This is a genomic window from Streptomyces cupreus, assembly GCF_014257025.1.
Classification (GTDB): domain Bacteria; phylum Actinomycetota; class Actinomycetes; order Streptomycetales; family Streptomycetaceae; genus Streptomyces; species Streptomyces cupreus.
Map to the genome: position 1 here is coordinate 59,987 of NZ_JACMSF010000042.1, position 24,216 is coordinate 84,202.

21 protein-coding genes and 1 pseudogene are annotated in these 24,216 nt (G+C 69.0%); 14 read left to right on the top strand and 8 right to left on the bottom strand.

Going from position 1 to position 24,216, the window contains the following annotated elements; genetic code table 11:
* Nucleotides 1-216: 216 nt before the first annotated feature.
* The 9 genes from H4N64_RS31155 (at nt 217) to H4N64_RS31195 (ending at nt 10,699) form a co-directional block, all read left to right on the top strand.
* On the top strand, nt 217-1,437 hold the full coding sequence (locus tag H4N64_RS31155) for an argininosuccinate synthase (RefSeq protein WP_186285779.1): 1,221 nt from the start codon (nt 217-219) through the stop codon (nt 1,435-1,437).
* A complete protein-coding gene (locus H4N64_RS31160; RefSeq protein ID WP_186285780.1) occupies nt 1,437-2,420 on the top strand; it encodes an ornithine carbamoyltransferase in 984 nt (327 codons plus the stop codon). Before H4N64_RS31155 ends, H4N64_RS31160 begins: the two co-directional genes overlap by 1 nt.
* Nucleotides 2,417-3,820: an argininosuccinate lyase gene (argH, locus tag H4N64_RS31165; protein WP_222109601.1), complete on the top strand. Its 1,404-nt coding sequence runs from the start codon at nt 2,417-2,419 to the stop codon at nt 3,818-3,820. The genes H4N64_RS31160 and argH (H4N64_RS31165) overlap by 4 nt, the downstream gene beginning before the upstream one ends.
* Nucleotides 3,817-4,608, top strand: coding sequence for a phytanoyl-CoA dioxygenase family protein (locus H4N64_RS31170; RefSeq protein WP_186285781.1), 792 nt, complete (start codon nt 3,817-3,819; stop codon nt 4,606-4,608). Before argH (H4N64_RS31165) ends, H4N64_RS31170 begins: the two co-directional genes overlap by 4 nt.
* Nucleotides 4,609-4,610: 2 nt before the next feature.
* On the top strand, nt 4,611-5,786 hold the full coding sequence (locus H4N64_RS31175) for an ATP-grasp domain-containing protein (protein ID WP_186285782.1): 1,176 nt from the start codon (nt 4,611-4,613) through the stop codon (nt 5,784-5,786).
* Nucleotides 5,787-5,816: 30 nt separating this feature from the next.
* Entirely contained in the window at nt 5,817-6,980 is a 1,164-nt protein-coding gene (locus tag H4N64_RS31180; protein ID WP_260860079.1) for an ATP-grasp domain-containing protein, read from the top strand.
* 59 nt (nt 6,981-7,039) lie between these two features.
* Nucleotides 7,040-8,452 (top strand): argininosuccinate lyase, encoded by a 1,413-nt coding sequence (argH, locus tag H4N64_RS31185; protein ID WP_336246840.1) that lies wholly within the window; start codon nt 7,040-7,042, stop codon nt 8,450-8,452.
* On the top strand, nt 8,449-9,636 hold the full coding sequence (locus H4N64_RS31190) for an MFS transporter (protein WP_186285784.1): 1,188 nt from the start codon (nt 8,449-8,451) through the stop codon (nt 9,634-9,636). Before argH (H4N64_RS31185) ends, H4N64_RS31190 begins: the two co-directional genes overlap by 4 nt.
* Nucleotides 9,637-9,772: 136 nt before the next feature.
* On the top strand, nt 9,773-10,699 hold the full coding sequence (locus tag H4N64_RS31195) for a fatty acid desaturase family protein (RefSeq protein ID WP_186285785.1): 927 nt from the start codon (nt 9,773-9,775) through the stop codon (nt 10,697-10,699).
* Between the two features lie 164 nt (nt 10,700-10,863).
* Here H4N64_RS31195 and H4N64_RS31200 read toward each other — a convergent pair whose 3' ends face one another.
* On the bottom strand, nt 10,864-11,352 hold the full coding sequence (locus tag H4N64_RS31200) for a hypothetical protein (protein ID WP_222109603.1): 489 nt from the start codon (nt 11,350-11,352) through the stop codon (nt 10,864-10,866).
* 217 nt (nt 11,353-11,569) lie between these two features.
* Between H4N64_RS31200 and H4N64_RS31205 the strand changes: the two genes are divergently transcribed.
* The gene (locus tag H4N64_RS31205; protein ID WP_186285786.1) at nt 11,570-13,387 is read left to right on the top strand and encodes a glycoside hydrolase family 15 protein; all 1,818 of its coding nucleotides are present in this window, start codon (nt 11,570-11,572) and stop codon (nt 13,385-13,387) included.
* On the opposite strand, the gene H4N64_RS31210 is transcribed toward H4N64_RS31205, so the two are convergent.
* Genes H4N64_RS31210 through H4N64_RS31230 form a run of 5 tightly spaced genes read right to left on the bottom strand, consistent with a single transcriptional unit; the run spans nt 13,384 to nt 17,875 of the window.
* Nucleotides 13,384-14,565: a NosD domain-containing protein gene (locus H4N64_RS31210; protein WP_186285787.1), complete on the bottom strand. Its 1,182-nt coding sequence runs from the start codon at nt 14,563-14,565 to the stop codon at nt 13,384-13,386. The two genes, H4N64_RS31205 and H4N64_RS31210, sit on opposite strands and share 4 nt — an antisense overlap.
* Before the next feature lie 36 nt (nt 14,566-14,601).
* On the bottom strand, nt 14,602-14,772 hold the full coding sequence (locus H4N64_RS31215) for a hypothetical protein (protein WP_186285788.1): 171 nt from the start codon (nt 14,770-14,772) through the stop codon (nt 14,602-14,604).
* A 23-nt stretch (nt 14,773-14,795) separates the two neighbouring features.
* Complete coding sequence (locus H4N64_RS31220) at nt 14,796-15,686, bottom strand: carbohydrate ABC transporter permease (protein WP_260860076.1); 891 nt, start codon at nt 15,684-15,686, stop codon at nt 14,796-14,798.
* A complete protein-coding gene (locus tag H4N64_RS31225; protein WP_186285789.1) occupies nt 15,683-16,558 on the bottom strand; it encodes a carbohydrate ABC transporter permease in 876 nt (291 codons plus the stop codon). Before H4N64_RS31225 ends, H4N64_RS31220 begins: the two co-directional genes overlap by 4 nt.
* An 18-nt stretch (nt 16,559-16,576) precedes the next feature.
* Nucleotides 16,577-17,875, bottom strand: a complete 1,299-nt coding sequence (locus tag H4N64_RS31230; RefSeq protein WP_186285790.1) for an ABC transporter substrate-binding protein — start codon at nt 17,873-17,875, stop codon at nt 16,577-16,579.
* Between the two features lie 310 nt (nt 17,876-18,185).
* Between H4N64_RS31230 and H4N64_RS31235 the strand changes: the two genes are divergently transcribed.
* The 3 genes from H4N64_RS31235 (at nt 18,186) to H4N64_RS31245 (ending at nt 22,230) form a co-directional block, all read left to right on the top strand.
* The gene (locus tag H4N64_RS31235) at nt 18,186-19,190 is read left to right on the top strand and encodes a substrate-binding domain-containing protein (protein WP_186285791.1); all 1,005 of its coding nucleotides are present in this window, start codon (nt 18,186-18,188) and stop codon (nt 19,188-19,190) included.
* Nucleotides 19,191-19,310: 120 nt separating this feature from the next.
* Nucleotides 19,311-20,690, top strand: a complete 1,380-nt coding sequence (locus H4N64_RS31240; RefSeq protein WP_186285792.1) for a glycoside hydrolase family 172 protein — start codon at nt 19,311-19,313, stop codon at nt 20,688-20,690.
* A 64-nt stretch (nt 20,691-20,754) separates the two neighbouring features.
* Nucleotides 20,755-22,230, top strand: a complete 1,476-nt coding sequence (locus tag H4N64_RS31245) for a glycoside hydrolase family 32 protein (RefSeq protein WP_260860077.1) — start codon at nt 20,755-20,757, stop codon at nt 22,228-22,230.
* Between the two features lie 144 nt (nt 22,231-22,374).
* On the opposite strand, the gene H4N64_RS31250 is transcribed toward H4N64_RS31245, so the two are convergent.
* Together H4N64_RS31250 and H4N64_RS31255 are read right to left on the bottom strand one after the other, a co-directional pair.
* Nucleotides 22,375-22,842, bottom strand: coding sequence for a DUF5994 family protein (locus H4N64_RS31250; protein WP_186285793.1), 468 nt, complete (start codon nt 22,840-22,842; stop codon nt 22,375-22,377).
* Nucleotides 22,843-23,359: 517 nt separating this feature from the next.
* Nucleotides 23,360-23,704: a hypothetical protein gene (locus H4N64_RS31255; RefSeq protein WP_186285794.1), complete on the bottom strand. Its 345-nt coding sequence runs from the start codon at nt 23,702-23,704 to the stop codon at nt 23,360-23,362.
* 290 nt (nt 23,705-23,994) lie between these two features.
* On the opposite strand from H4N64_RS31255, the pseudogene H4N64_RS31260 reads away from it, so the two are divergent.
* Nucleotides 23,995-24,216 (top strand): annotated as a pseudogene (locus H4N64_RS31260) (acyl-CoA desaturase); the annotation flags it as partial.

Sequence of the window (24,216 nt, forward strand, 5' to 3'; positions counted from 1 at the left end):
ATGATCTCGCATCCTGAGATGTTTCTCTGAGGCCCTTGATCGCGCATGTTCATTCATTCAGTCTGATCAGGCGGGGAGATCACCGCTGCCTGCCGGAGCGAGCCGTCCGGCAGTTCTGCGCAGTGGTTTGGGGCGGGGGGAATCCGAAAGCTACGACTGGCCTATTTGTCGTTCCACGGGAACGCTGTCAAGCAAAGCTGAGGGAGATTTTCAGGTATGACCAAGCCACGCAAAATCGTCCTGGCCTTCTCAGGGGGACTCGACACTTCAGTCATTCTGAAGTGGCTTCAGCTCGAATACGACGCGGAAATCGTCACGTTCACCGCTGATCTCGGCCAGGGCGAGGAGCTGGAAGCCGCCCGGCACCGGGCCCTGGCGCTGGGCGTCAAGCCTGAGAACATCTTCATCGAGGACCTCCGGCACGAGTTGGTGTCCGAGTACGCCTTCCCGGTGTTCCGCGCGAACGCCGCGTACGAGTGGAACTACCTGATGGGCACGCCGATCGCCCGGCCGCTCGTGGCGAAGCGGCAGATCGAGATCGCCCGGCAGGTCGGCGCCGACGCGGTGGCACACGGCGCGACCGGCAAGGGCAACGACCAACTCCGCTTCGAGCTGGGCTACTACGCGCTCGCGCCGGACATCCAGGTCATCGCGCCTTGGCGGGAGTGGGACATGGCCGGCCGTGCCCAGCTCGTCGACTTCGCCGACCTGCACGGCATCCCCGTCACCAAGGACAAGCGCGGCGGCGCCCCCTACTCGGCCGACGCCAACCTGCTGCACATCTCGTGCGAGGGCAAGGAGCTGGAGGACCCCTGGATCACGCCGGAGGACGGCGCCTGGGTGCGCACCAAGTCGCCGGAAGAGGCCCCCGACCGGCCGACCACGATCGAGATCGACTTCGTCAAGGGCGACCCCGTCGCGATCGACGGCGAGGCCCTGGACCCGGTAGCCCTGCTCACCCGCCTCAATGAACTCGGCTCGGAGAACGGCATCGGCCGGATCGACATCGTCGACACCCGGTACGTCGGAATGAAGTGCCGGGGACTTTTCGAAACGCCCGGCGGAACGATTTGGCTGCACGCGCACCGTGCCATCGAATCCATCACGCTCGACCGCGGCGAAGCGCATCTCAAGGACGAGTTGATGCCGCGCTATGCCGAACTCATCTACAACGGCTACTGGTTCGCCCCCGAGCGGGAAATGCTCCAGGCGCTCGTCGACAAGAGCCAGGAGCGGGTCACAGGCACCGTGCGCCTCAAGCTGTACAAGGGGAACGTGATTGTCGAGGGCCGTAAGAGCCCGAACTCCCTCTACAGCCAGGATCTGGTCACCTTCGAAGAAGGCGGCGGCTATCACCAGCGGGATGCGACGGGATTCATCCGCCTCAACGCCCTGCGGCTGCGGCAGCTCGGCAACGTCCTGAAGGACGTGCGCTGATGGCCGAGAAGAAGCAGTTGCTGACGATCGAGGACCTCAGCGCAACTGACGTACGGGACATCGTCGCGGTCGCCGACGCCCTGGAGCGGCACGTCCGGAAGTCCGGCCATCTGCCCGCCCTGCTGCGCGGCAAATGCCTGGGCATGATCTTTGACGAGACGTCCCTGCGCACCCGTACCGCCTTCGAGCGGGCCATCGGCGACCTCGGCGGCCAGGCGATCCACTACAACGGCGCTGAGGCCCGGGTCGGACGCCATGCCGCGAAGACCGAGCACCTGCCCGACTTCGTGAACGTGGCGGGCGGCTTCAACGACGTGCTCCTGAGCCGTATCTACGACTACGCGACCCAGGAACAGATCTGCGAGCTGTCCCCGGTCCCGTTCATCAACGGCATGTGCGACGAGCACCACCCGACGCAGGCGCTGTGCGACTTCCTCACCATCAAGCGGCAGTTCGGCGCCATGGAGGGCATCGACATCGCCTTCGTCGGCGACGGCACCAACATCGCCCTGTCGCTCGCGCAGACCGCCGCCAAGGTGGGCGCCCGCCTCACCTGCGCGACGCCCGAGAGAATGGCGCTGCCCGCCGAACGGACCGCGCACCTGGCCGGATTCACCGCCACCACCGACCCCGAGGCCGCCGTCAAGGACGCCCATGTGGTGGTCGCCGACGCGTGGATCCCGATGAACAAGGCGCACGAGGCCGAGCAGCGCCGCGAGATCCTCGCCCCGTATCGGGTCACGCCCGCACTCATGTCCCTGGCCCGCCCCGACGCCGTCTTCCTCCACAACCTCCCCGCGTACCGCGGCGACGAGGTCGTGCCCGAGGTCATCGACGGACCGCAGTCCGTGGTCTACCCGGAGGCCGTCGCCCGCCTGCACATCGCCCGCGCCCTGCTCCTGTTCTGCCTGCGACCCGACTGGGCGGAGCTGGTGGCGGCGACGGAGGCCGACTTCGACAGCCGGCTCGGTGAGCTCTCGTGACCGCCGACGAACTGGCGCTGGCCGCACGGCGCATGGACGCCATCGGCACCAGCGGGCACTACGACCGGCGCCTCGCCCGGTACGACATCGCCGTCTCGCGGGCGCACGTCACGATGCTACTGGAACAGGGGATCGTGCCGGCCGGGGCCGCGGCCGGTCTGCACCGCGGGCTCGACGAACTCGCCGAGGAGATCCGCTCGGGCGCCGACCCGCTCGACCCCGCCGCCGAGGACGTCCACACCGCGATCGAGCAGTACCTGGAGACCCGGATCGGCACCGACGCGGGCTGGCTCGGCACCGCGCGTGCGCGCAACGACCTCGCCGTCACCGCGCTCCGGCTCTGGATCCGCGACCAGGTGAGCGCGCTGACCGGGAAACTGCTGGAACTGGCGCGGGCGCTGGCCGCGCAGGCCGAGCGGCATGCCGCGACCGTCATGCCCGGGTTCTCGCACCTCCAGATCGCGCAGCCGGTCACCTTCGGGCATGTGTGCCTGGCGTACGCGGAGGCGTTCCTGCGCGATGCCGAGCGGCTGCGCTTCGTACGGGCCCTGCAGGACGACTGCCCCATGGGTTCCGGGGCGCTGGCCGGCACCGGCTTCCCGATCGACCGGGACTCCGTGGCGCGGAGACTCGGGTTCGGGCGTCCGACGGCCAACTCCCTGGAGAGCGTGGGCGATCGGGGCTTCGCGCTCGACTTCCTGAGCGCCGGTGCCTCCACAGCCCTCGATCTGTCGAGGTTCGGCGCCGAGCTCGTGTTCTGGTCGTCCCAGCCCGTAGGCCTGATCTCGCTGCCCGACGAACTGGTCAGCTCGTCCTCGGCGCTGCCGCACAAGCGGAACCCGGACGCGGCGGAGCTGGTGCGTGGCAAGACCGGCCGGGTCCTCGGCAATCTCCACGCGCTGCAAGCCGTGGTGAAGGGGCTGCCCCTGAGCTACTTCAGGGACCTCCAGGAGGACAAGGAGCCGCTGTTCGACACCGCCGACACGCTGGCGCTGTCCCTGGACGCCGCGATCTCTCTCGCGGCCCTGATGCGGCCGAACACCGACGCCATGCGGGGTGCCGCCGACCTCAACTTCATCACCTCCGGCGATCTGGCCGACCGGCTGACCCGCGAGCAGCGGATCCCTTTCCGTGAAGCCCACCATCTGGTCACGGAGCTGGTGCGCCTCGCCGAGAAGCAGGGCTGCTCGCTGGGCGAGCTGCCGCTCGCGGCGCGGCGCGAGATCGACCCCCGGCTGGCCTTGGAGGACTGGCCGGACATCACCGTCGAGGCATCGGTCGCCTCCCGCGACAGCCAGGGCGGCACGGCACCGAGCCGCGTGCGGGAGGCAGCCGTACAACTGCGCACGAGGATCGACGAGTTCAAGGACATCGAGTACGAGACGGGGGACGACCGATGATGGCCGCTGCGGAACTGGCGGAGAACACCGAGCAGTACTGGAAGAACGGCTACACCGTGCTGCGCGGCCTCTACAGCGCCGACGAGATCGCGGCCTTCCGCGCCGAGTGCGACCGTTTATGGAGCCTCGACGGTCTGGACGACGACCTCAACCTGCGCACGGAGTTCCGGCGCGGACCCGACGGCCGGTTTGTCTTCGACCGGCTCGACCCGGTCCTGGACATCTCACCGCCCCTCAACGGCGCCGCGACCCACCCGGCGCTCATGGATGCGCTGGGAACGATCCTCGGCGGCTCCGCGGAGATCCTCAAGGCCAAACTGATCCGCAAGGAGCCCGGGGTGAACGGCTATGCCGCGCACCAGGACTTCCTGTACTGGAAATGGCTCGACACCGACCCGGACGCCCTGTGCACGGTGGTCGTCAACCTCTTCCCCAGCGACGAGCAGTCCGGCGGCATCGGCTTCTACCGCGGAAGCCACCAGCGGCTGCTCCCCGGCCCGCCGGAGAATCCCGAGGGCGACTTCGACCCGGCCCAGCTGGACCCGTCGACCATCGAGGTCCCCGCACTGGACGCGGGCGACGTCCTGGTGTTCCACTCGCTGGCCCCGCACTTCAGCGGCCCGAACAACAGCGACCGCCCCCGCACCGTGCTGCTGCCGTCGTACTGCGTGACCGACGAGGCCGGCCTGTACCAGCGGTACTACAAGCGTGAAGTGGTGCGCCGGTGCAAGGAGATGGTGGGATTCGAGCGGTACTTCGCCACGCTCGACTCCGTAGAAAGTGCGTGACCATGCGTATTCTCCTGCTCCACCCGGTGGCGGGCTGGTCGCTGCGACGTGTCGCGGCGATCTGCGAGCGCGAGGGCTGGCAGCTGACCATCGCGACGATCGACAGCTCGACGGTCGGCGACGGGGTCGACTCACTGCACGAGTGGATCAGAGTCCCCGCCCTGACGGACGACCCCGTAGAGCTGCTCGCCCAGATCGGATCACGGCGCTTCGACGCGGTGGCCGCGGGCAACGAGTTCGCGGTGATCGCCGCGGATGTACTGGCACGCGAACTGGGCCTGCGCCACAACGACGTCGACCGCATCCGCGCGTCCCGCAACAAGGCGCTGATGCGCAAGCTGTTCGAGGAGTACGACGTCCCGCAGCCGCGCGTCGTCGCCACGCTGTCCTCGGCCGCGGAGAGCGATCGCGTCGACTGGGACGCGGTGACCTTCCCCGTGATCGTGAAGCCGGTCGACATGGCCATGAGCCTGTTCGTCCGCAAGTGCGACTCACGGGACGAGGTCGAGGACACACTGGCGAGGATGGCGGACTTCAAGCTGTCCCGGCTGACCAACTACGTCTTCAGCACAGGCGCGTTGATCGAGGAGTTCGTCGCCGGGCCCGAGTTCAGCCTCGAATGCGTCGTCCAGGACGGGCGGGTAGTCGCGCACGCCCTCACCCGGAAGTTCGTGTCACCGCTTCCGGCCTGCTACGAGGTCGGTCATGTCTCAGGCAGCGAGATTCCGGAGCAGCACCGGCAGGAACTGCCCGCGGCACTGGAGCGCATCGCGGCGGGCTGGGGCATGGCGCAGGGCGTGATGCATGTGGAGTTCAAGATGACTCCGGAGCGGTTCAGCGTCATCGAGGCCGCCGCCCGCCCCGCCGGCGGGCATGTGCCGGAACTGGTGGAGCTCCAGTACGGGCTGTCCCTGGAGGATGCCTACCTGCACGCCCGGGCAGGCCTGCCGTGGAAGGCAGCCCCGCGCACCGCGCGCGACGCCTGGCACGGCATCCGCTTCCACTTCGAGGAACGCCCGCACAAGGAGCTGCCCGAGAGCGTGGAAGTGGTGCGGGTGCACGACGGAGACAGCGTCCTGCCCGGCGCGGAGCCCTTTTCGGTGAATCGTCGTACCGGGTTCTCCGTACTGCGCAGCGGGTCGTTGAACGACCTGGACGGCTACATTCGGACCGCTTGATCGCCGAGGAGGGGGTGTGACGTGGGAGAGATGAGGCACGTCGTCGTCGTGGGCGGCGGCCCGGGGCTGTGCGACCGGCTGCGGCTGGCCGGCGCGGAGATCACGCTGGTGGACACACCGGCCCGCTACGACCAGGCGCTGTTCTCGGTCGCCCGGCGCACGGTGCTGACCGAGTACGACGATCCGGCGCTGATCCCGCAGTTGCGGGCGATCCACCGTGAGACCCCCTTCAGCGCCGTGCTGTCCCTGACGGAACAGGGCCTGCTCCCAGCGGCCCGCATCGCGGAGGGACTCGGGGTTCGGGGGCTGCCGTCGGAGGTGGTCGCCCGGACCCGCGACAAGTTCGCGATGCGGACCTGGCTGCGGGACAAGGGGTTCTCCGGCGTCCCGTGCGAGGTCGTCCGGGACGCCGGGGACATCCTGGGCTTCGGGACCGAGCACGGCTATCCGGTGATCGTGAAGCCACGGCACGGGCAGGGCAGCGAGCGCGTGTCGTGCTTCAGGCGGGCCGAGGACGTGGTCACGCCCCCGGCTTCCGCCGACGAGTACATCGCCGAGGTGTTCTTCCCCGGCGAGGAGTTCTCGGTCGAGGCGTTCAGCTGTGCCGGCAGCCACCATGTCCTGGCGATCACCGGCAAGTTCACCCAGGACGCGTTCGTGGAGATTGGGCACGTCGTCCCGGCACCGGTCGAACCGCACATGACAGCGGCCATCAAGGCGTACGTCGGCGAATTCCTCGACGCCATGGGAATTTCCGACGGTTGCAGTCATACGGAATTGCGACTGACCCCTTCGGGCCCGGAAGTCATCGAGACGCACACCCGGGTCGGCGGGGACTCCATTCCCACACTCGTCCGCCAGGCCACCGGACATGATCTGCTCGACCATGTCGTCCAGTGGTTCCTCGACGGGGTCGAGCCGCAGGAACCGGCACCGGCTCCATCCGGTGCCGCGGCGATCCGCTTCTTCACACCACCACCGGGCACGGTCGCCGCCATCAGCGGGGTGCAGCGGTGGCAAGGGCTGCCCGGTGTAGTGAAGTTGCACCTTCCGCTGAAGGCTGGGGACCGTGTCCCCGCAATCCAGGACTCCCGCACACGGGTCGGCTATGTGCTGACCGCATCCTCGACCGCTGAACAGGCGATCGATCTGTGCTGCCAGGTCATGTCGGGGGTCGAAATCGATGTCAGATAGGGTGCCTTGGTTTTGCCGGCACTATTCCCTCTCTTCTTTTCAGGAAGGCGGCGCAGATCGTGCAGAGCGATGCGAGCAACGGTAGCGGGCTGATTCGGGGTCGTTTCGGCGAAGGCATGTCCGAGGTGATGGAGCAGATCAACGCCTCCATCGGATTCGACCGGCGCATGGCCATGCAGGACATCGACGGCTCGGTCGCCCATGTCACGATGCTCAGCGAGCGGAACATCGTCTCCGAGGCGGACGCCGCCGCGATCAAGGACGGCCTGGAGACGATCCGGGGCGAGATCCAGTCCGGCACGTTCGAGTACTCCGTGGCGCTCGAAGACATCCATATGAACATCGAGGCCCGCCTCGGCGAGCTCATCGGCGCAGCGTCCGGCCGCCTCCACACCGCCCGCAGCCGCAACGACCAGGTCGCCACCAGCTTCCGGCTCTGGGTGCGTGACGCCCACGACCGCGCGCTCGCCCTGCTCCAGCAGCTCATCGAGGTGCTCGTCGAGCAGGCTGCACAGAACACCGCCACGATCATGCCGGGTTACACCCACCTCCAGAGCGCACAGCCCGTTTCGTTCGGCCACCATCTGATGGCGTACGTCGAGATGTTCGGGCGCGACCACGGCCGTCTGCGGGACTCCCGTGACCGTATGAACGAGGCGCCCCTGGGCGCGGCGGCGCTGGCCGGCACCTCCTTCCCCATCGACCGCGAACGCACCGCGGAACTCCTGGGATTCGCGCGGCCGATGCACAACTCGCTGGACGCCGTCTCGGACCGGGACTTCGCCCTTGAGTACCTCTCCGCCGCCGCTTTGTGCATGACGCATCTGTCGCGGCTGGCCGAGGAGATCGTGCTGTGGATGTCCCCGCAGTTCAACTTCATCGAGCTGTCCGACGCCTGGACGACCGGCTCCTCGATCATGCCGCAGAAGCGGAACCCGGACGCCGCCGAACTGGTCCGGGGCAAGACCGGCCGAGTGCACGGCTCCCTGTTCGGCCTGCTGACGGTGATGAAGGCGCTGCCGCTGACCTTCTCCAAGGACATGCAGGAGGACAAGGAGCGCACCTTCGACGGCGCCGACACCCTCGAACTCTGTCTGAAGGCCACCGTCGGCATGATCGGCGACATGACGGCGCGGCCGGCACAGATGCGCGCCGCGGCCGGCGCCGCCCATGCCACGGCGACCGACCTGGCCGACTGGCTCACCCGTGAACTCGGCATGCCGTTCCGGGAGGCCCACCACATCACGGGCCGACTGGTGCGCCTGGCCGACGAGCGCGGACGGGACCTCGCGGAGCTGACCCTCGACGAGATGAAGGAGGTCGACGAGCGCATCAACGAAGGCGTGCTCGCGGTCCTCGGCGTCGAGGACTCGGTGACCTCGCGCCGCAGCCTCGGCGGCACCTCGCCGGAGTGCGTGGCGCGGGAAGTCGAGGCGTGGCGGGCCCGGATCGAGCACCTGCACGTCAAATGACCACCTATCGCGAGCTGTTCGGGATAGGTGAGTTCCGGGTTCTGTTCGTGGTGCGGCTGTTCGCGATGACCGGGGTCGTCCTCTCCGGTCTCGCGCTCGGCACGGTGATGTTCCACGAGACGGGCTCGCCGCTGCTGACGGCGGCCTCGCTGTTCGGCGGGCCCCTCGTGCAGCTCGTCACCGCGCGCTACCTGCTGGCCTCCTCGGACCTGATGCGCCCGCGCACCGCGATGATCGTCATGGCGAGCATCTCGACGACCACGGCCACGTTGCAGATGCTCCCCGGTCTGAGCTGGTGGATGCGGTTCCTGATCCTCGCGGGCGGCTATGTGGCGATGGCCGCCACCTCCGGCACCGTGCTCGCGCTGCTGTCGGACATCGTGCCGAAGGACGCCTTCGTGCTGGCCCGTGCCACGATGAACATCACGGTCGGCGGTATGCAGATCATCGGCAATGGCGTGGGTGCCGTCCTGCTGGCCGTGATGTCGCCGTCCTGGCTGTTCGCCGTCGCCGCGACCGTCGGCCTCTGCTCGGGCCTCACCTCGCGGTACGGGCTGGCCGACCGCCCGGCGCGCGCCGCGGGAAAGGTCGTCGAGCGCAGCCGCCGTGTCAACCGTGAACTGCTCACCTCACCCGTCCTCAAGCCTCTCTACCTGATGATGTGGGTGCCCAACGGCCTGGTCGTCGGCTGTGAGGCCCTGTTCATCCCGTACGCCACCGACGACGCCGGATATCTGCTCGCGGCCGGCGCGGTCGGCATGCTCCTCGGCGACATCGTGGTCGGCCGATTCGTCCCGGAGGCCCTGCGGGACCGGCTGATCCTGCCGCTGCGCGCACTGCTGGCGGTGCCGTTCCTGGTGTTCCCGCTGGCACCGCCGGTGCCGTTCGCGGCGGTCCTGGTCGGGCTCTCCGCTGTCGGCTTCGCGGCCTCGCTGCCGTTGCAGGAGCGACTGGTCCGCAACACCCGCGAGGACGTCCGCGGGCAGGCCTTCGGGCTGTCCACCACCGGCCTGATGGCGGGCCAGGCCACGGGCGCGGTCCTGGCCGGCGGCATCGCCGAAGTGTTCCCCGGCGACCGTCCGGTGGGCTGGACGATGGCCACCATGGCGGTGCTGTCGCTGCTGGTCAGCGGGGTGCTGCGGCAGGGCCTGCGCCGGTCGGGCCAGCGGGACGCGCACGTGTAGCGGCAGCCGGTAGCCGCCCTCTTACTCGCACGACTTCACGCACTTCCCCACGCATTCAGCGCGGGCACGACCATGCCCGCTGCCGCTCGCGCATCGACCTGCGCAGGATCACCAGATACCAGGGGGTACGTTTCTGATGTCCCAAACCTCGATCTCCCCGCAACTGCTCTTTCAACGAGCGGCGGTTCGCGCCAAGGACGAAGCCGTCTTCGTCGGCAAACTGCTCGTGCTCGCCGCACTGATCGCCGTCGGCGTGCTGCTCGCTCTCCAGTCCTCGTACCTGGCCGCCGCCGCCGGAGTGGTGATCCTGGGAGCGGTGTACACCCACGCCGTGGAACTCCAGCACCAGTGCCTGCACCACTCGGCGTTCCGCAGTTCGCGGATGCACCGGGTCGTGGGGGTGCCGCTGGGGACCCCGATGCTGGTGTCGTACAGCCACTACCGGGTCAGACACCTCCAGCACCACCGCTACCTGGGCACGCCCCAGGACACGGAGTTCTTCGGTTTCGACACCCGTAAGCCGCTGACCCTGGGCGCTCTGGCCAAGGGGCTGTTCGATGTGTCGCGTCTGGTGGGGGTGGCGCGGGACATCGCCCAGTGCGTGCCGGGCCGCTGGCAGTACGACATGGGCCAGATAGCCCCGAAGAGTCGTAAGGCGATCATCAGCGAGTACCGGTGGTTCGGGCTGTTCCTGGCCCTGCTGGTGGCCGCGTCCGCGTTCGGCGGCGGATCCCTCGTGCTGCGCCTGTGGCTGCTGCCCTTCATCGTGGCGATGCCGATGCACTTCCTGGTGGAGCTGCCCGAGCACATCCTGTGCGACAGCGACAGCGTCGACGTACTGCGCAACACCCGGTCGATCACCGGCAGTTGGTTCACCACCTGGTTCACCAACGGCAACAACCTGCACATCGAGCACCATGCCGCGATGAATGTCCCGATCAACCGGCTCCGTGAACGGCACGGCGATACCCGGGAGTTCGCGCTGAACGTGCAGCGAACCTACGCAGAGTTCTTCACGATCGTGCTGCGCGAGGTCTGGAAGAACCGGTCAAGCACCGGTTGAGCGACGGCTCCTTCGCCACTACGGGGTGAAGGCGCGACCAGTCGGCTCGGCAGCTCGGGCAGGACGGGAAGGAGTTCCTCGGCACGGGCGCGCGGACGCTGGATCCGCGCCGCCCACGCCCTGCCGCATCCCTGTGGTGCGCCGCGCCGTCGAGCCCGCCCCGTTCAGTACCGCAGAGCCGTGCCGACCTCCGCCTTCACGCTCCCGGAGAGCTTGTGCGTGCTGCGTGCCGTCGCCGTGCCGGAGGCGCCCGCGGCCACGTCGGAGAGGGTCACCACGACCATGTCCTGCAGCTTCCCGTCCTCGTTGCGGAACTCGACCTGTACGGCGAAGGACTGCGTGTCGTCCGCCGTGTTCCGCGCCGTCACGGTGACCGTGGTGCGGCCGTCGTCGTCCGTGCCCGGCTTGCCCAGCTTCACCTCGTCCTTCGCGTCGATGCCCCCCTTGATCGACTCCAGCGCCTCCCCGGCCTCCGCCGTGGCCGAGGCGAGGGCGTCGGCGCCCCGGGAGGCCAGGGACTCGGCGGCGGAGGCCGCCCTGCTCGCGGCGTCCGACCCGACGCCGTTGTCGTCGTCCGCGCAGCCGCTCGCCCCGGCGGCGAGCACCGCCGCCAGCACCGCGGCCGTAGCTGCTCGCGTCACCTGTCCAGCCATGCCGAACCTCCTGCCTGTCCCGGGTCGGCCGTCACCTCAGTGAAGTACCGCGGGACAGCCCCCGCATGCCCAGGCGACCAGAGGTGCCGGTGATTCACACCAACAGCCCCGCGGCGCACATCACCCGAACGGCTCGGCCCTCATGGCCCCGCCCCCGGTGCGGCGCGGAAGGTCGAGACGTACCAGGTCCGCCGGACAGGGACCGGAAGGGGACACCATGCGGCGCTACCCGCCCATCGCCGACCACGGAATGATCGGCGACCTCCAGACCGCTGCTCTCGTCTCCTCCGACGGCGTCGTCGACTGGTTCTGCGCACCGCGCTTCGACTCGCCCAGCGTCTTCGCCTCCCTGCTCGACCACGACCGCGGCGGCCACTTCGCGATCACCGTGGAGCGCGCGGACGTGACCACACGCCAGCTCTACCTGGCCGACACCGCCGTACTCATCACCCGGTTCCTCACCCCCGACGGCGTCGGCGAGGTCGTCGACTTCATGCCCGTCGACCGCCCGGAGACGGCCACGGACCGCCACCGGCTGGTCAGGGTCATGCGGGTGACCCGGGGCCGGGTCCGCTTCTCGCTCACCTGCCGCCCCCGCTTCGACTACGCCCGCGCCGACCACCGCCTCACCCTGCACCAGGACACGGCACACTTCTCAGGCCCAGGCACCGAGGCCTTCCTCCAGACGGCGGGACCGGTGTCGCTGCAGCCGGACGGCCAGGACGTGCGCGCCTTCGTGGAACTGGACCCGGGGCATCTTGCTGCGGCCGTGCTGACGGTGTGCGCGGCGGGCGGCGAGCCGCCCCCACGACCGACGGCCGACGGCATCCGCACACAGTTCGAGGACACATACCGCTTCTGGCACCGCTGGATCCGACGCAGCCGCTACCGGGGCCGCTGGCTGGAGACGGTCAACCGGTCCGCGATCACACTGAAGCTGCTCACCTACGCCCCCACCGGCGCCCCCGTCGCCGCCGCGACCGCCGGCCTGCCCGAGCAGCTCGGCGGCGAACGCAACTGGGACTACCGCTACACCTGGGTCCGGGACGCCTCGCTCTCCCTTCAGGCCCTGTTCGGCCTGGGCTTCACCGAGGAGGCCCACGCCTTCCGGCACTGGGTCGGCGACCGGCTGCGCGAGGGCCGCACGGTCACCGGCGAGCCACTGCAGATCATGTACCGCATCGACGGCGACCCCCATCTCGCCGAGGAGACCCTCGGTCACCTGGAGGGCTACGGCGGCTCTGCCCCCGTCCGCATCGGCAACGGCGCCGCCGACCAGCTCCAGCTCGACATCTACGGCGAGGCGGTGCACGCCCTCACCCGAGCCGAGGACCTCGCCCACTTCATGGGGTACGAGGGCTGGCGGGCCCTGTCCGGTGTGCTCGACTGGCTGGCCGAGCACTGGGACCGCCCCGACGAGGGCATCTGGGAGACCCGGGGCGGCCGGCAGGACTTCACCTACAGCCGGCTGATGTGCTGGACCGCCTTCGACCGCGGCATCCGCGTCGCCCGTGACCTGGCCCGCCCCGCCGACCTGGTCGGCTGGACCACCGCCCGCGACGGCATCTTCGACCAGATCATGGAGCGCGGCTGGAGCGAGCGGCGCCGGGCGTTCGTCCAGCACTACGGCAGCGAGGTCCTGGACGCCTCACTGCTGCTGATGCCGGCGGTCGGCTTCATCACCCCCCACGACCCGCGCTGGCTGTCCACCCTCGACGCCATGGACACCGAACTGGTCTCCGACAGCCTGGTCTACCGCTACGACCCCGCCGCCTCCCCGGACGGCCTGCGCGGCAGCGAGGGCACCTTCTCGCTGTGCAGCTTCCTCTACGTCGATGCCCTCGCCCGCTCAGGCCGCCTCGAACAGGCCCGCTACGCCTTCGACAAGATGCTGACCTACGCCAACCATGTCGGCCTGTTCGCCGAGGAGATCGGCCCCACCGGCGAACAACTGGGCAACTTTCCCCAGGCGTTCACCCACCTCGCCCTCATCACGGCGGCCCTGGCCCTGGACGAGGAGCTGGACGCCTCTTAGGGCGTGGCCACCAGTGAGTAGTCGGTGGTGTACGCCTGCAGTTGGGAACTCGCGGCGCTGTAGAGGATCTTCGTGGCCGTCGAGGAGGCGTCGAGGACGACCTTGACGCCGAGGTTGGCGGTGATGTTGTTGGTGGCCAGGTAGTTACGGGCGCCGCCGGCGACCAGGACGATCGTCGGATCCGCCCCCGACGGGGTGATGTTCGCGGCCGGTACCGAGAAGGAGAACTGGTTCCCGGTCACGGCGTTGTCGTCGCCGCTGATGCGGACCAGGCCGTAGAGGTCGTCGAAGCGGGTGCTGGTGCCGTCGCCGTACACACGGCGGAAGTGGTTGCCGGAGACGAGGTTGCCGGAGCTGCCGTTCGACAGGGAGACCATGCTGGGGAAGTTGCTGAGCAGCTTGTTGGCGGAGACGGCGCAGCGGTTGGAGTTGGTGAGGGTGATGTTGCAGGCCCACAGGATCGTGTTGCCTGAGATGAGCATGCCCTCGGCGTTCTCCGCGAAGACCGAGTATCCCGCCCAGGCGCTGATCAGGTATTTGTTGGTGATCTTGGCGACCTGCGAGGCACCGGTGAGTTCGATGCAACTGCCGCACTCGGCTATGAAGTTGTTGGTGAAACTGGCGGCGTCCGCGCCCCTGACGACCATGGCGTGTTCGAGGTAGACGAACCCCATCCCCTCGAAGCGGAAGGAGTCGTTGTCCGACTGCACCGAGATACCGGTCTTGGAGTTCCCCGGTGTGTACGGCTTGGAGGACGTCACGCCGTCGATGCAGAAGTCCTGGAAGACGACACCGTTGAGCCGCCCGACGACGGAGGGCGACCCGGAACGCTGCACCAGGAACGCCTCGTTGTGGCCGTCGGTGTTCTTCACCCGGATGTGGCTGGCTCCGGGCTGGACCTCGATCCAGGAGCCGGTCGAGGACTCGTCGCGGATCGCGTTGGACATGAACCCGTGCCCCGAGCCCTTGATCTGCAGGAAGCTGATGTCCACGACGACCCGGGTGAGCAGGTCGTAGTGGCCCGGCGGGATGTAGATGACGGCGCCCGGTCTGGTGTTCTGGGTGGTCTGCTTCGACTTGATGTCCGCGATGATCTCGTTGATCACCTTGCCGATGTCGGTGTACGGGGAGACGGAGGCTCCGGGCCAGGTGGTGACGTCGTAGACGGTGTCCGCCATGGGCTTTCCCTTCGGGCAGAGGTCAGAGGGCAGAGGTCAGAGCAGGCCGACGATGGCCTCGTACGACGGATGCGGGGCGTTCTCCGGGACCGCCGGGGCGTTTTCGGCGGCCTGCGCGGGGCGCGCGCCCAGGACGGTCAGCGCGGCGAGTGCGGTGCCGCGCAGCACTGTGCGTCGGGACAGGGGGAGTTGGGTGTCGGAATCCATGGGGGCTCCTTGCGAGGTCGAGGTCAGCGCACGGCACCCGCGGTCATGCCCGCGATGACCTGCTTCTGGAAGGCCGCGTAGATCACCAGTTGCGGCAGCAGGACGAGCGTGGCGGACGCCATCATGGCGCCGTGGTCCACGCTGTAGACGCCCTGGAACTGGGAGACACCGAGGGACACGGTGGTCAGCGTCGGGTCGTTGATGAGCGTGACCGCGAAGGGGAACTCGTTCCAGACGTAGATGACGTTGAGGATCGCGAGCGTGGCGACGACCGGCCGCATGAGCGGGAAGACGACCTTCCAGGCCATGCGCCACAGCCCGACCCCGTCCATCACCGCCGCCTGCTCGATCTCCTCCGGGAAGTCCCGCAGAAACCCGGTCAGCAGCAGGATGTTGAAGGGGATCGTGACGGCGATGTACGGCAGGATCAGCGCGAAGTAGCTGCCGAACAGGCCGAAGGCGATGTCGAGCCGGTACACCGGGAACAGCAGGACGTACACGGGGATCGCGAGTCCGACGAGGAAGTAGTAGCGCAGGGCGTTCTGGGTACGTCCGCGGAAGACCATGCGGGTCAGCGCGAACGCCGCCATGTAGGAGATGACCAGTCCGACCGTGACCGAGACGACGGCCAGGATCAGCGTGTTCTTGTACATCACCAGCAGATTGAGGGTCTCCATGGCCCGCTGGTAGTTGGCCAGGGAGAGATCGGACAGCGAGAACGGGTGGTTCAGGATGTTGTCGTTGGTCTGGAACGACAGCAGCACGATCCACAGCAGCGGGAACAGGATCACGAAGGTGATCAGGTAGGCGACCGCGGTGGCGACGACCGCCCCGCGGCCCCGGCGCCGGGGCCGCGGCGGGTCCGTCTCGCGGACCGGCGGCGGTGCCGGACGAGTGCGCACGTCGGTGCTCAACTGGCTTCCTCCTTACGGCGGTTGCCGAGGAACGTGGCCGCGGAGGCGAGCGCGCCCACCACGAACACCACCACGGCCAGGGCCATGCCGTAGCCGTACTGCTGGGTGGTGAAGGTGATGTGGTACATGTAGCTGACCATGACCTCGGAGAGGTGGACGGGGCCCCCGCCGGTGAGGGCGTAGACGAGCTCGAAGACCTTGAAGACGCCGGTGACGACGAGTGCGGTGACGATGCCGAACGTCTCGCGCAGCATGGGGATCTGGATGTACCGCAGCTTCTGCCGGCGGCCCGCTCCGTCGAGGCTCGCGGCCTCCATCACATCGCGCGGCAGCATGCGCAGGCCCGCGTAGAAGATGGTCAGGACGAAGCCGATCTGCTGCCAGAGGTAGACCAGGCCGATCGAGTACGGGCTGAGCGTGGGACCGCCGATCCACTGTGGATGCGCGGGCACGCCGATCGCCAGCAGGAAGGCGTTCACCAGGCCGATCTCCGGGTCCAGGATGAAGATCCAGATCAGCCCGACGAGGATCGGGGCGATGACGGCCGGGGCGAAGACGAGCGCCCGCAGCACGCCGCTGCCCCGGACCCGGCCGCTGAGCAGCACGGCGAGCAGGAAGCCCAGCGGGATCAGCAGGAACAGGGCGATGCCGAGGATGATCCCGGTGTTGCGCAGGGAGGTCCAGAAGGCGTCGTCCTGTGCCATCTGCCGGTAGTTGTCGAGGCCGGTGAAGTCGGTGGCGGTGACGCCGTCGTAGTCGCTGAAGCTGTAGTAGAGCGAGTACAGGATCGGGTAGATCATGTACACGCTGTAGATGATCAGGGCCGGCGCGACCATGAGGGCGAAGTGCCGGCGCGTGCTGAGCCAGTTCATGAGGACGCCTGCTTACGCCTACTTGATTGTCTTCTGGACGTTCCCGGCTGCCTCTTCGGGGCTGAGGCTGCCGCCCATCACGCCGTAGAAGCTGTCGTACATGGCGCTCGCCGTGGCCGCGGAGACGACCAGGTCGGGCTGTGCCTTCGGGCTCGTCCAGCCGGGCTTGGCGGCTTCGGCCAGTACGGCGGCGAACACGGGGTTCTTCGTCGAGTCGACCTGCGGCCGGTACGTGGTCACCGGCGGCTGGGCGTTGTCGACGAGGATCTTCTGGCCCGCGTCGCTGTAGTAGAACTGGATGAACGCCTTCACCGCGGCGTACTTCTCCTTGTCCTCCTTGACCTTCGCGCTCACCACGAAGGGCGCCGAGGGGACGTTCATGACGAGCCTTTGCTCCCCGACACCGTCGGAGAAGGTCGGGCCGGCCCAGAAGCCGGTGCTCGGGCCCACCTCGCTCTGCTGGATCTTCGCCGCCTCCCAGACGCCCGCGTCGAGGAATGCCGCCTTGCCGGCCGTGTAGGACGCGACGGCCTGCGCGTAGGTCTGGGTGTTCATGTTGGCGGGGAAGGCGCCGGCCTCGGCGAGTTCGCGCACATGCTCGTACAGGCGCAGGAAGTCGGCGTTGTCGTAACGGGCCTCGCCGGAAAGGATCTTCGGGTACTCGGCCTCGTAGCCGAAGCGGTCGAGCATGGTGAGGAAGGCCCAGACGCTGAACGAGGAGTTGTTCGCGCCCTGCGCGATCGGCACCACGCCGGCGGCCTTGAGCTTCTTCACCGCGGCCAGCAGGTCCTCGAAGGTCTCGGGGACGGCGATCCGGTGCTCGTCGAGGATCGCCTTGTTGTAGTAGAAGCCGGTGATCAGCGCCTGGTACGGGACGCCGTACTGCATGCCGCCTTGCTGGAAGCCGGCGAGCATGCTCGGGGCGAACTTCGCCTTCAGGCCGTTCTCTTCGAGGATCGGGGTCAGGTCCAGCAGGTCCCCGCTCTTGACCATGGTCTTCGCGAGCGAGTCGTAGACCCAGAAGATCTCCGGCAGGGTGCCGCTCTGCGCCGCGATGGTCATCCGCTGTTCGTGCTGGTCGACCGGCTGGCCCTCCAGCTTGATCTTCATGTCGGGGTGCTCGGCGTTGAACTCCTGCACCAGCTGCCAGGTCGCCGGGTCCTGGGTCTTGCTGTCCGGGTTGTGCATGGACAGCGTGATCACGCCGTCCGACGAGGAGCCGTCCGCCGTGTTCACGGCGGAACCGCAGGCCGTGGCGGTGACGAACAGGGCGCTCGCGGTGGCGGTGAGCAGGAGCCGACGGGATAGGGACGCCATGGTGGTGCTGCCTTCCGGGAGTCGCTGAGGGCGAGTGGGTGAGGCGAGTCAGGGGCGAGGGAACGGGGCGGAATCCGCGTGGGGAACGGTTCTGCGACATCGGCGCGCAAACGTTTCGATGAAAGGTGGCCCAGGACGCTCCGGGTGTCAATACCGTGTGTCGGGGGAGTTTCCAGCGCTGTTTGTAGCGCCGCTGCTCACACCCATTGACTGACCTCGGTCCCGCGTGCCAAGGTCTGCGCAATCGTTTCGATCCAGCGGCCCGGTAGTGTGGAGCCGGCCCTACGACCCAGGAGGCGGCGAAACAGCAGTGGCCACGATCTCCGACGTTGCACGGTTGGCCGGCGTCTCCACGTCCACCGTGTCGCACGTCATCAACGGCACACGGCCCGTACGCGACGAGACCCGCACACGCGTCGAAGAGGCCGTCAAGGCCACGGGCTACCGGCGCGACAGCCTGGCCCGGGCGCTGCGCCGCTCACGCACCGACTCCATCGGGCTGATCCTGACGGACGTGTCCGAACCAGCCTTCGCGGCGATGGCCCGCGGGGTCGAACGGGAGGCCATGGACGCCGGTTTGACCGTGCTGCTCGCCAACTCCGGTGAGGACCCGGAACTTGAGGCCCGGACCCTGGAGGTGCTCGCCGAGCGCCGGGTCGACGGACTCATCGTCGCCCCGGTCGCCCGGTCCCACCGGGAGGCGATCACCGCGGTCATCGAACAGGGCACGCCCGTCGTCCTGATCGACCGGCTCGGCGGCGTCAAGGCCGATCAGGTCGGTGTCGAGAACACCGCACCCATGCGGGAGTTGGTGCTGCACATGGTGGCCCACGGCCACCGCAGGATCGCGCTGGCCGCGGGGGACACCGGCGTCTCCACCATCGCGGAGCGGCGGCGCGGCTATCTCGAAGCGCTCGACGAGGCCGGCATCCCGGCCGACGAGAGCCTCGTCGTCACCGGCAGCGGCCGCGCGGACGACACCCGTGAGCGCATGACGGGTGTCCTACGGCGGTCGCAGCCGCCCTCGGCGGTGGTCGCCGCCGGCACCGAGACGGCCGTGGGGGTGCTGGGAGCGGCGAAGGGGCTCGGCCTGAGCGTCCCGGAGGACTTCGCCTTCGCGACGTTCGACGGCTTCCCGCACACGGATCTGTTCCGCCCCGGCATCACCGCGGTCGCCCAGCCGGCCCATGAGATCGGGGCCACGGCGATGCAACTGCTGTTCAGTCGCATCGACGGCAGCCTGACGTCCCGCCCCCGGACCATCCGCCTGGAGCCGGAGATCACGTACCGCGAATCCTGCGGCTGCCCGGCCTGAGCCGCTTCTGAAGCGCGGCTGCCCGGCCTGAGCCATTTCTGAAGCAAGGGGGCGGCGGGAGAGGTCCATTCTCCCGCCGCCGGAGTTCAGCGAAACCATCACTGAAGGGGTCAGTTTCCCATGCCTTCATCTGCCCTCGACCACCTCACCCGCCCCACCCGGGCCCGCACCGCCCGCGTCTCCAGCTGGGACCAGCGCGGCCGTAACCAGGACTACTGGACGACGCCCGCTCACTCCACCCGCGTCCTCGCGGACCTCGAAGGCCCCGGCCGGATCACCCACATCTGGATGACCCAGTTCTGCCGCCGCACGCTCGGCCCCGGTCTGATCGACCCGTTGGAGGCCGACACCGTGGCCCCCGTGATGGAGATCCACAACGCGCTCGGCGTCAACTGGGAGGAGCCCGACCCGGATTACTACCGCAAGGTGCTCATCCGGATCACCTGGGACGACGAGGAGGAGCCCGCCGTCCTGGTCCCGCTCGGCGACTTCTTCGGCATCGGCCACTGCATGCCCAACAGCTACCAGTCGGCCCTGTTCACCGTGTCCGCCAAGCCGGAGGAGTCACTGATCTTCGGCGGCAGCGCGGCCCTGAACTGCTGGGCGCCGATGCCGTTCAACAAGCGCGCGCGGATCGAGCTGGTCAACGAGAACGACCTGCCGATCCAGCAGTACTTCTACATCGACTACGAGCTGTTCCCGGAGGACCTGCCCGAGGACACCCTCTACTTCCACGCCCGCTGGAACCGCAGCAACCCCTGCAACGGCTGGGCGCCCGACATCCAGACCAACAGCCCCGAGGCCAACATCGCCGACCTCACCGGCGAGGACAACTACGTCATCCTCGACACCGCGGGCCTGGGCCACTACGTCGGCTGCAACCTCTCCGTCCATCACCGGCAGGGCAGTTGGTGGGGCGAGGGCAACGACATGATCTGGATCGACGACGACTTCCTGCCCGACGGCTCCACCAGCTGGCCGCCCTCGCTGCACGGCACCGGCACCGAGGACTACTTCAACCACGCCTGGGGGATGCAGAAGAACGCCTACCTCTACCACGGCGCGATCCTCCACGAGGCCGATGTCCCCGGCTACTCCGTCAACTACCGCTTCCATGTGGCCGACCCGATCCGCTTCGAGGACCGCATCAGGGTCTCCATCGAACACGGCCACGGCAACCACCTCGCCGACGACTGGGCCTCGACGGCGTACTGGTACCAGACGCTGCCGTCCCCGAAGGCCACGATCCTGCCGCTGGAGCAGCGCCTCCCCGTACGGCCGCCCGGCCTGCCCATGCCGGTTCCCGCCGCGCGTTCCGGCGCGGTGGCCGAGGAGATCGCCGTGATGCGCGAGCGCTACGAGGCCCGCTACGAGCGCCACATGGAACGACTCGCCGAGCGCACCCGGCAGCGCGGCGAACGCTCGCTGCAGGAGTCCGAGGCCAACATCAAGCAGGCGGCGGCGGTTCGGCGGCGGTATGACGAGCGCGGCGATGTCTGAGGTCGCGGGCGTGGGGAGGTCTGGGACCGCGGCCGCGGCGATGTCTGAGGTCACGGGCGCTGCGATGTCCGAGCCCATGGCCGCGGCGATGTCCGAGCCCACGGCCGCGCTGGACACCCACTTCCCGGCGATCCACCTCCGCCCGCCGGCGCACTGGCTCAACGACCCCAACGGCCTGGTCTTCCACGACGGCCACTACCACGTCTACTTCCAGTACAACCCGAACAGCGCCCGCCACGCGGACATGCACTGGGGCCACTTCCGCAGCGCGGACCTCATCCACTGGGAGCTCATGCCGGTGGCCCTGGCGCCCACGCCCGGCGGCGACGACGAGGGCGGGGTGTGGTCGGGCAACGCCGTCTCGCACGAGGGTCGCCTCACCGCCTTCTACTCCGCCCGCCACCCCGGCCGCTGGCACCAGCCGGTGACCTCGGCGGTGTCGTACGACGGCGGTACGACCTTCACGAAACGCGGCCGGCTGCTGATCCCGGAGGCGCCCGAGGGCACGACGATGTTCCGGGACCCGTATGTGTGGCGGGACGGCGACGGCTGGCGGATGCTGGTCGGTGCGGCCCTGAAGGACGGGCGCGGAGCAGCCCTGGAGTACACCTCCGACGATCTCGACCACTGGACGTACAAGGGCGTCTTCCTCGCCCGCCCGCCCCACCCCGTCCCCGATGGTCGCAACACCGAGGAAGGCTGGGAGTGCGCCCAGTACGCGGCCTTCCCCGACGGCACCGGCGCGGTCCTCGCGAGTGCCTGGGACCCGGAGGAGGGGGCGAGCTGCGCGATCTACTGGTCGGGCCGCGAGCAGGACGGCGGAGGATTCCGGGGATCCGGCGGCCGGTTCAGTACCGGCGCACCTCAACTCCTCGACCACGGTCCCGACTTCTACGCCCCCGCGCTGCTCCACGCCCCCGACGGCCGCTGGCTGATGTGGGCCTGGATCTGGGAAGCCCGGGACGAGGAACGCGTAGGTGCCGCAAGCGCCTGGACCGACGAGGCCGGCTGGGCCGGCATGCTCACGCTGCCCCGAGAACTGACACCGGGCACGGACGGCACCCTGATCCAACGCCCGGCCCGCGAACTGCTCGCGCTGCGCGGAGAACGCCGTATCGCCGCGCGGGGCGAGACAAGTGCCGACCACCCGACGGACCTCGGCGAGGTGTCCCGGTCAACCGACCTGACGGTCACCCTGGAACGAGGCGCCCGCCTCCGCCTGCTCACGTCACCGGACGGAACCGAGTACCTCGACATCGTCCACGAGGCGCTGACGGGCGACCTGCTCGTCGACCGCGACCACGCCTCACTCGACCCCCGAGCGAAGGGCGGCGTGTGGCGCCTCCCACCCGAGGGGCGCACGGCAACCCTGCGCATCCTGCTGGACCACTCGGTGGCCGAGATCTTCACGGCATCGGGCCGCGCCCTGACTGCCCGCTTCTACCCGGTCGGCGACGGCCCCTGGCGGGTACGGATGGAAGCCACGGGCGTTTCGCCCGCCACGTACACGGTCGAGGCGTGGGACCTCAGCGGCACATGACAAGGGCGGGGCCGGAAAGCCCCGCCCACTACCTAGGTGGAGGCACAGCACGCGGTCGACGGTGAGTTTGCGGTCGTGCTCTGCTCGGCGATTCGGCCTTGTCGGGGAGCTGGTACTCGACTCGTGAAACCGGAATCCGGAAGATCAAGTGGCTGATGCCGAGGGGTTGTTGTCCTCGTCCTCCAGGAGTCCGCTCGCGGTGCGGTGGAGCCCGGGATCGGCCGCTGCCGTCATCAGCCGTGCGGCCGTGGCCGCATCGGTTCCGGGTGGGACGACCAGCAGGTCCCAGCGGCCGACGCCGTAGGAGAACAGCCGGATCGCGTGCGGGTCGAACCCGGACGTGAGCCATGCGGCCTTCACCGTGTGACCGGCGACGGGCAGGTCGCACGGCGTCTGGGGCCAGGTGTCGCGGTGTGCGGTCACCCGGGTCACCCGGCCCCGCGAGGTGTCGAACGCCTTGATGAGCGCGGGCAGTTCTGCCGGCAGATCGTCGGAGCGGGGCCACCAGGCACCGCTCACCGGGCCGGGCGGGAAGGTCGGTGGGCGCAGGGTGAGCCGGGCGGAGGGACGGGTCCGGTCGGGTGAGGCGCGTTGACCGGTGGGCGCGTTCATGTCGCGGTCCCTGTCCCCGGGCAGCCGTGCGGCGGCCCGGTGTCGTGGTGCGCCGAGAACGACGCCGACGGGGCCGACGTACGGAGAACTCCCGGTCCGTTCCACGGTACTCCGGCCCGGCGGGTCGGCGGCCGGGTCGTCCGGGGGGTTCTCATCCGGGGGAATCGCACCTAAGCTTGCGGCGTTCGGCAGCCCTGACGGCTGCCCGTGCCCCGTGATCCCGGGCAAGGACCGATTCGCAGCCCCCGCACAGCCGTCGGCTTCCATGGCCCACTCCGGCCGGCCCTTGCCTTCGCCTCGTTGCCCTACCCATTACCTCCCCTTGTCGCGAGACCTGCGCGGTCGCTCCCGCACGCCGTCGTAGGGTCCGATGCGGGGCACCTGGCTCCGAACGCGCGCCCGAAGAGGGGGGAAACGGCCGCGCGGGGGAGCCCTCGACGGCCGCCGTCCGCGCTCGGACGAGCTGACGGCGGCCGTCGGAACGAGTGGCGCCGGGCGGGCACGACCCGGCAGTCGGCTACGCGCGCAGCAACCGCTGGGTGATCTCCCGGTACTGCCTCAGCGCGATCCGGAGTTCGGCGGAGTCCGTCTCGGGGTCCCGGTCCTGCCAGCCGGCGCGGAGCGCCTGCCGCTGTTCGGCAAGGGCGTTGACGAGCTGGCCGGCGGCTTCGTCGAAGGCGCCCTCGGCCTCTTCGAGCGCCTCGCGCGGGGTGTCCTCGAAGGTGTTGACGGCGTGTCCGAGACGCCGGACGATCTCGTCCCGACCGTCCGGAGGGAGCAGCGGCTTCGGACCCGAGGGCCGTCGTTCGGCGTCGCCCGGCTGCCGGCTCGCGGGCTGTTGGGCGCGTGTCTGGTCGTACATGGTCGTGTGTACCGCTTCCGTCGTGTCGGTGGCACCACCTGCGCCGTGCGGCCAGTCAACGTCCGGCCAGGGCCCGTGTCAACGCGGTGCCGGAGGGAGCGCGCCCTGCCGGAGGCGGGCGGTCTGCCTGGGTATTTCCGTCCGCGAGGGGAGTACGGTGGGGGGGAACGAGGGTGTTTCGTGCCTATCCGACAGGTCGTCCCCAGCACATCACCCATCCATCAGGGGCAGCCCGTGACCCCGGCCGCACCTCATCCCAGCGGCCTTCGCCCAGGTCAAGGAGCCTCTCCATGTCGCCCAGCCCCACCACGCCCACCGCCACGGCCGCGCCACCCCGGGGTCGCGACGGCGGTTACGACGGCACCTCCCCCTTCCCGCCGGACGCCCCGGCGTCCGCGCGCGACGGCGGTGAGCGGCTGTACGTCGGCATCACGGCCGTGATCGTCGTTCTGCCGTTCGTGGCGATCGGCCTGGCCGGCTGGTTGCTGTGGGGGAATCTCATCCATCCCGCC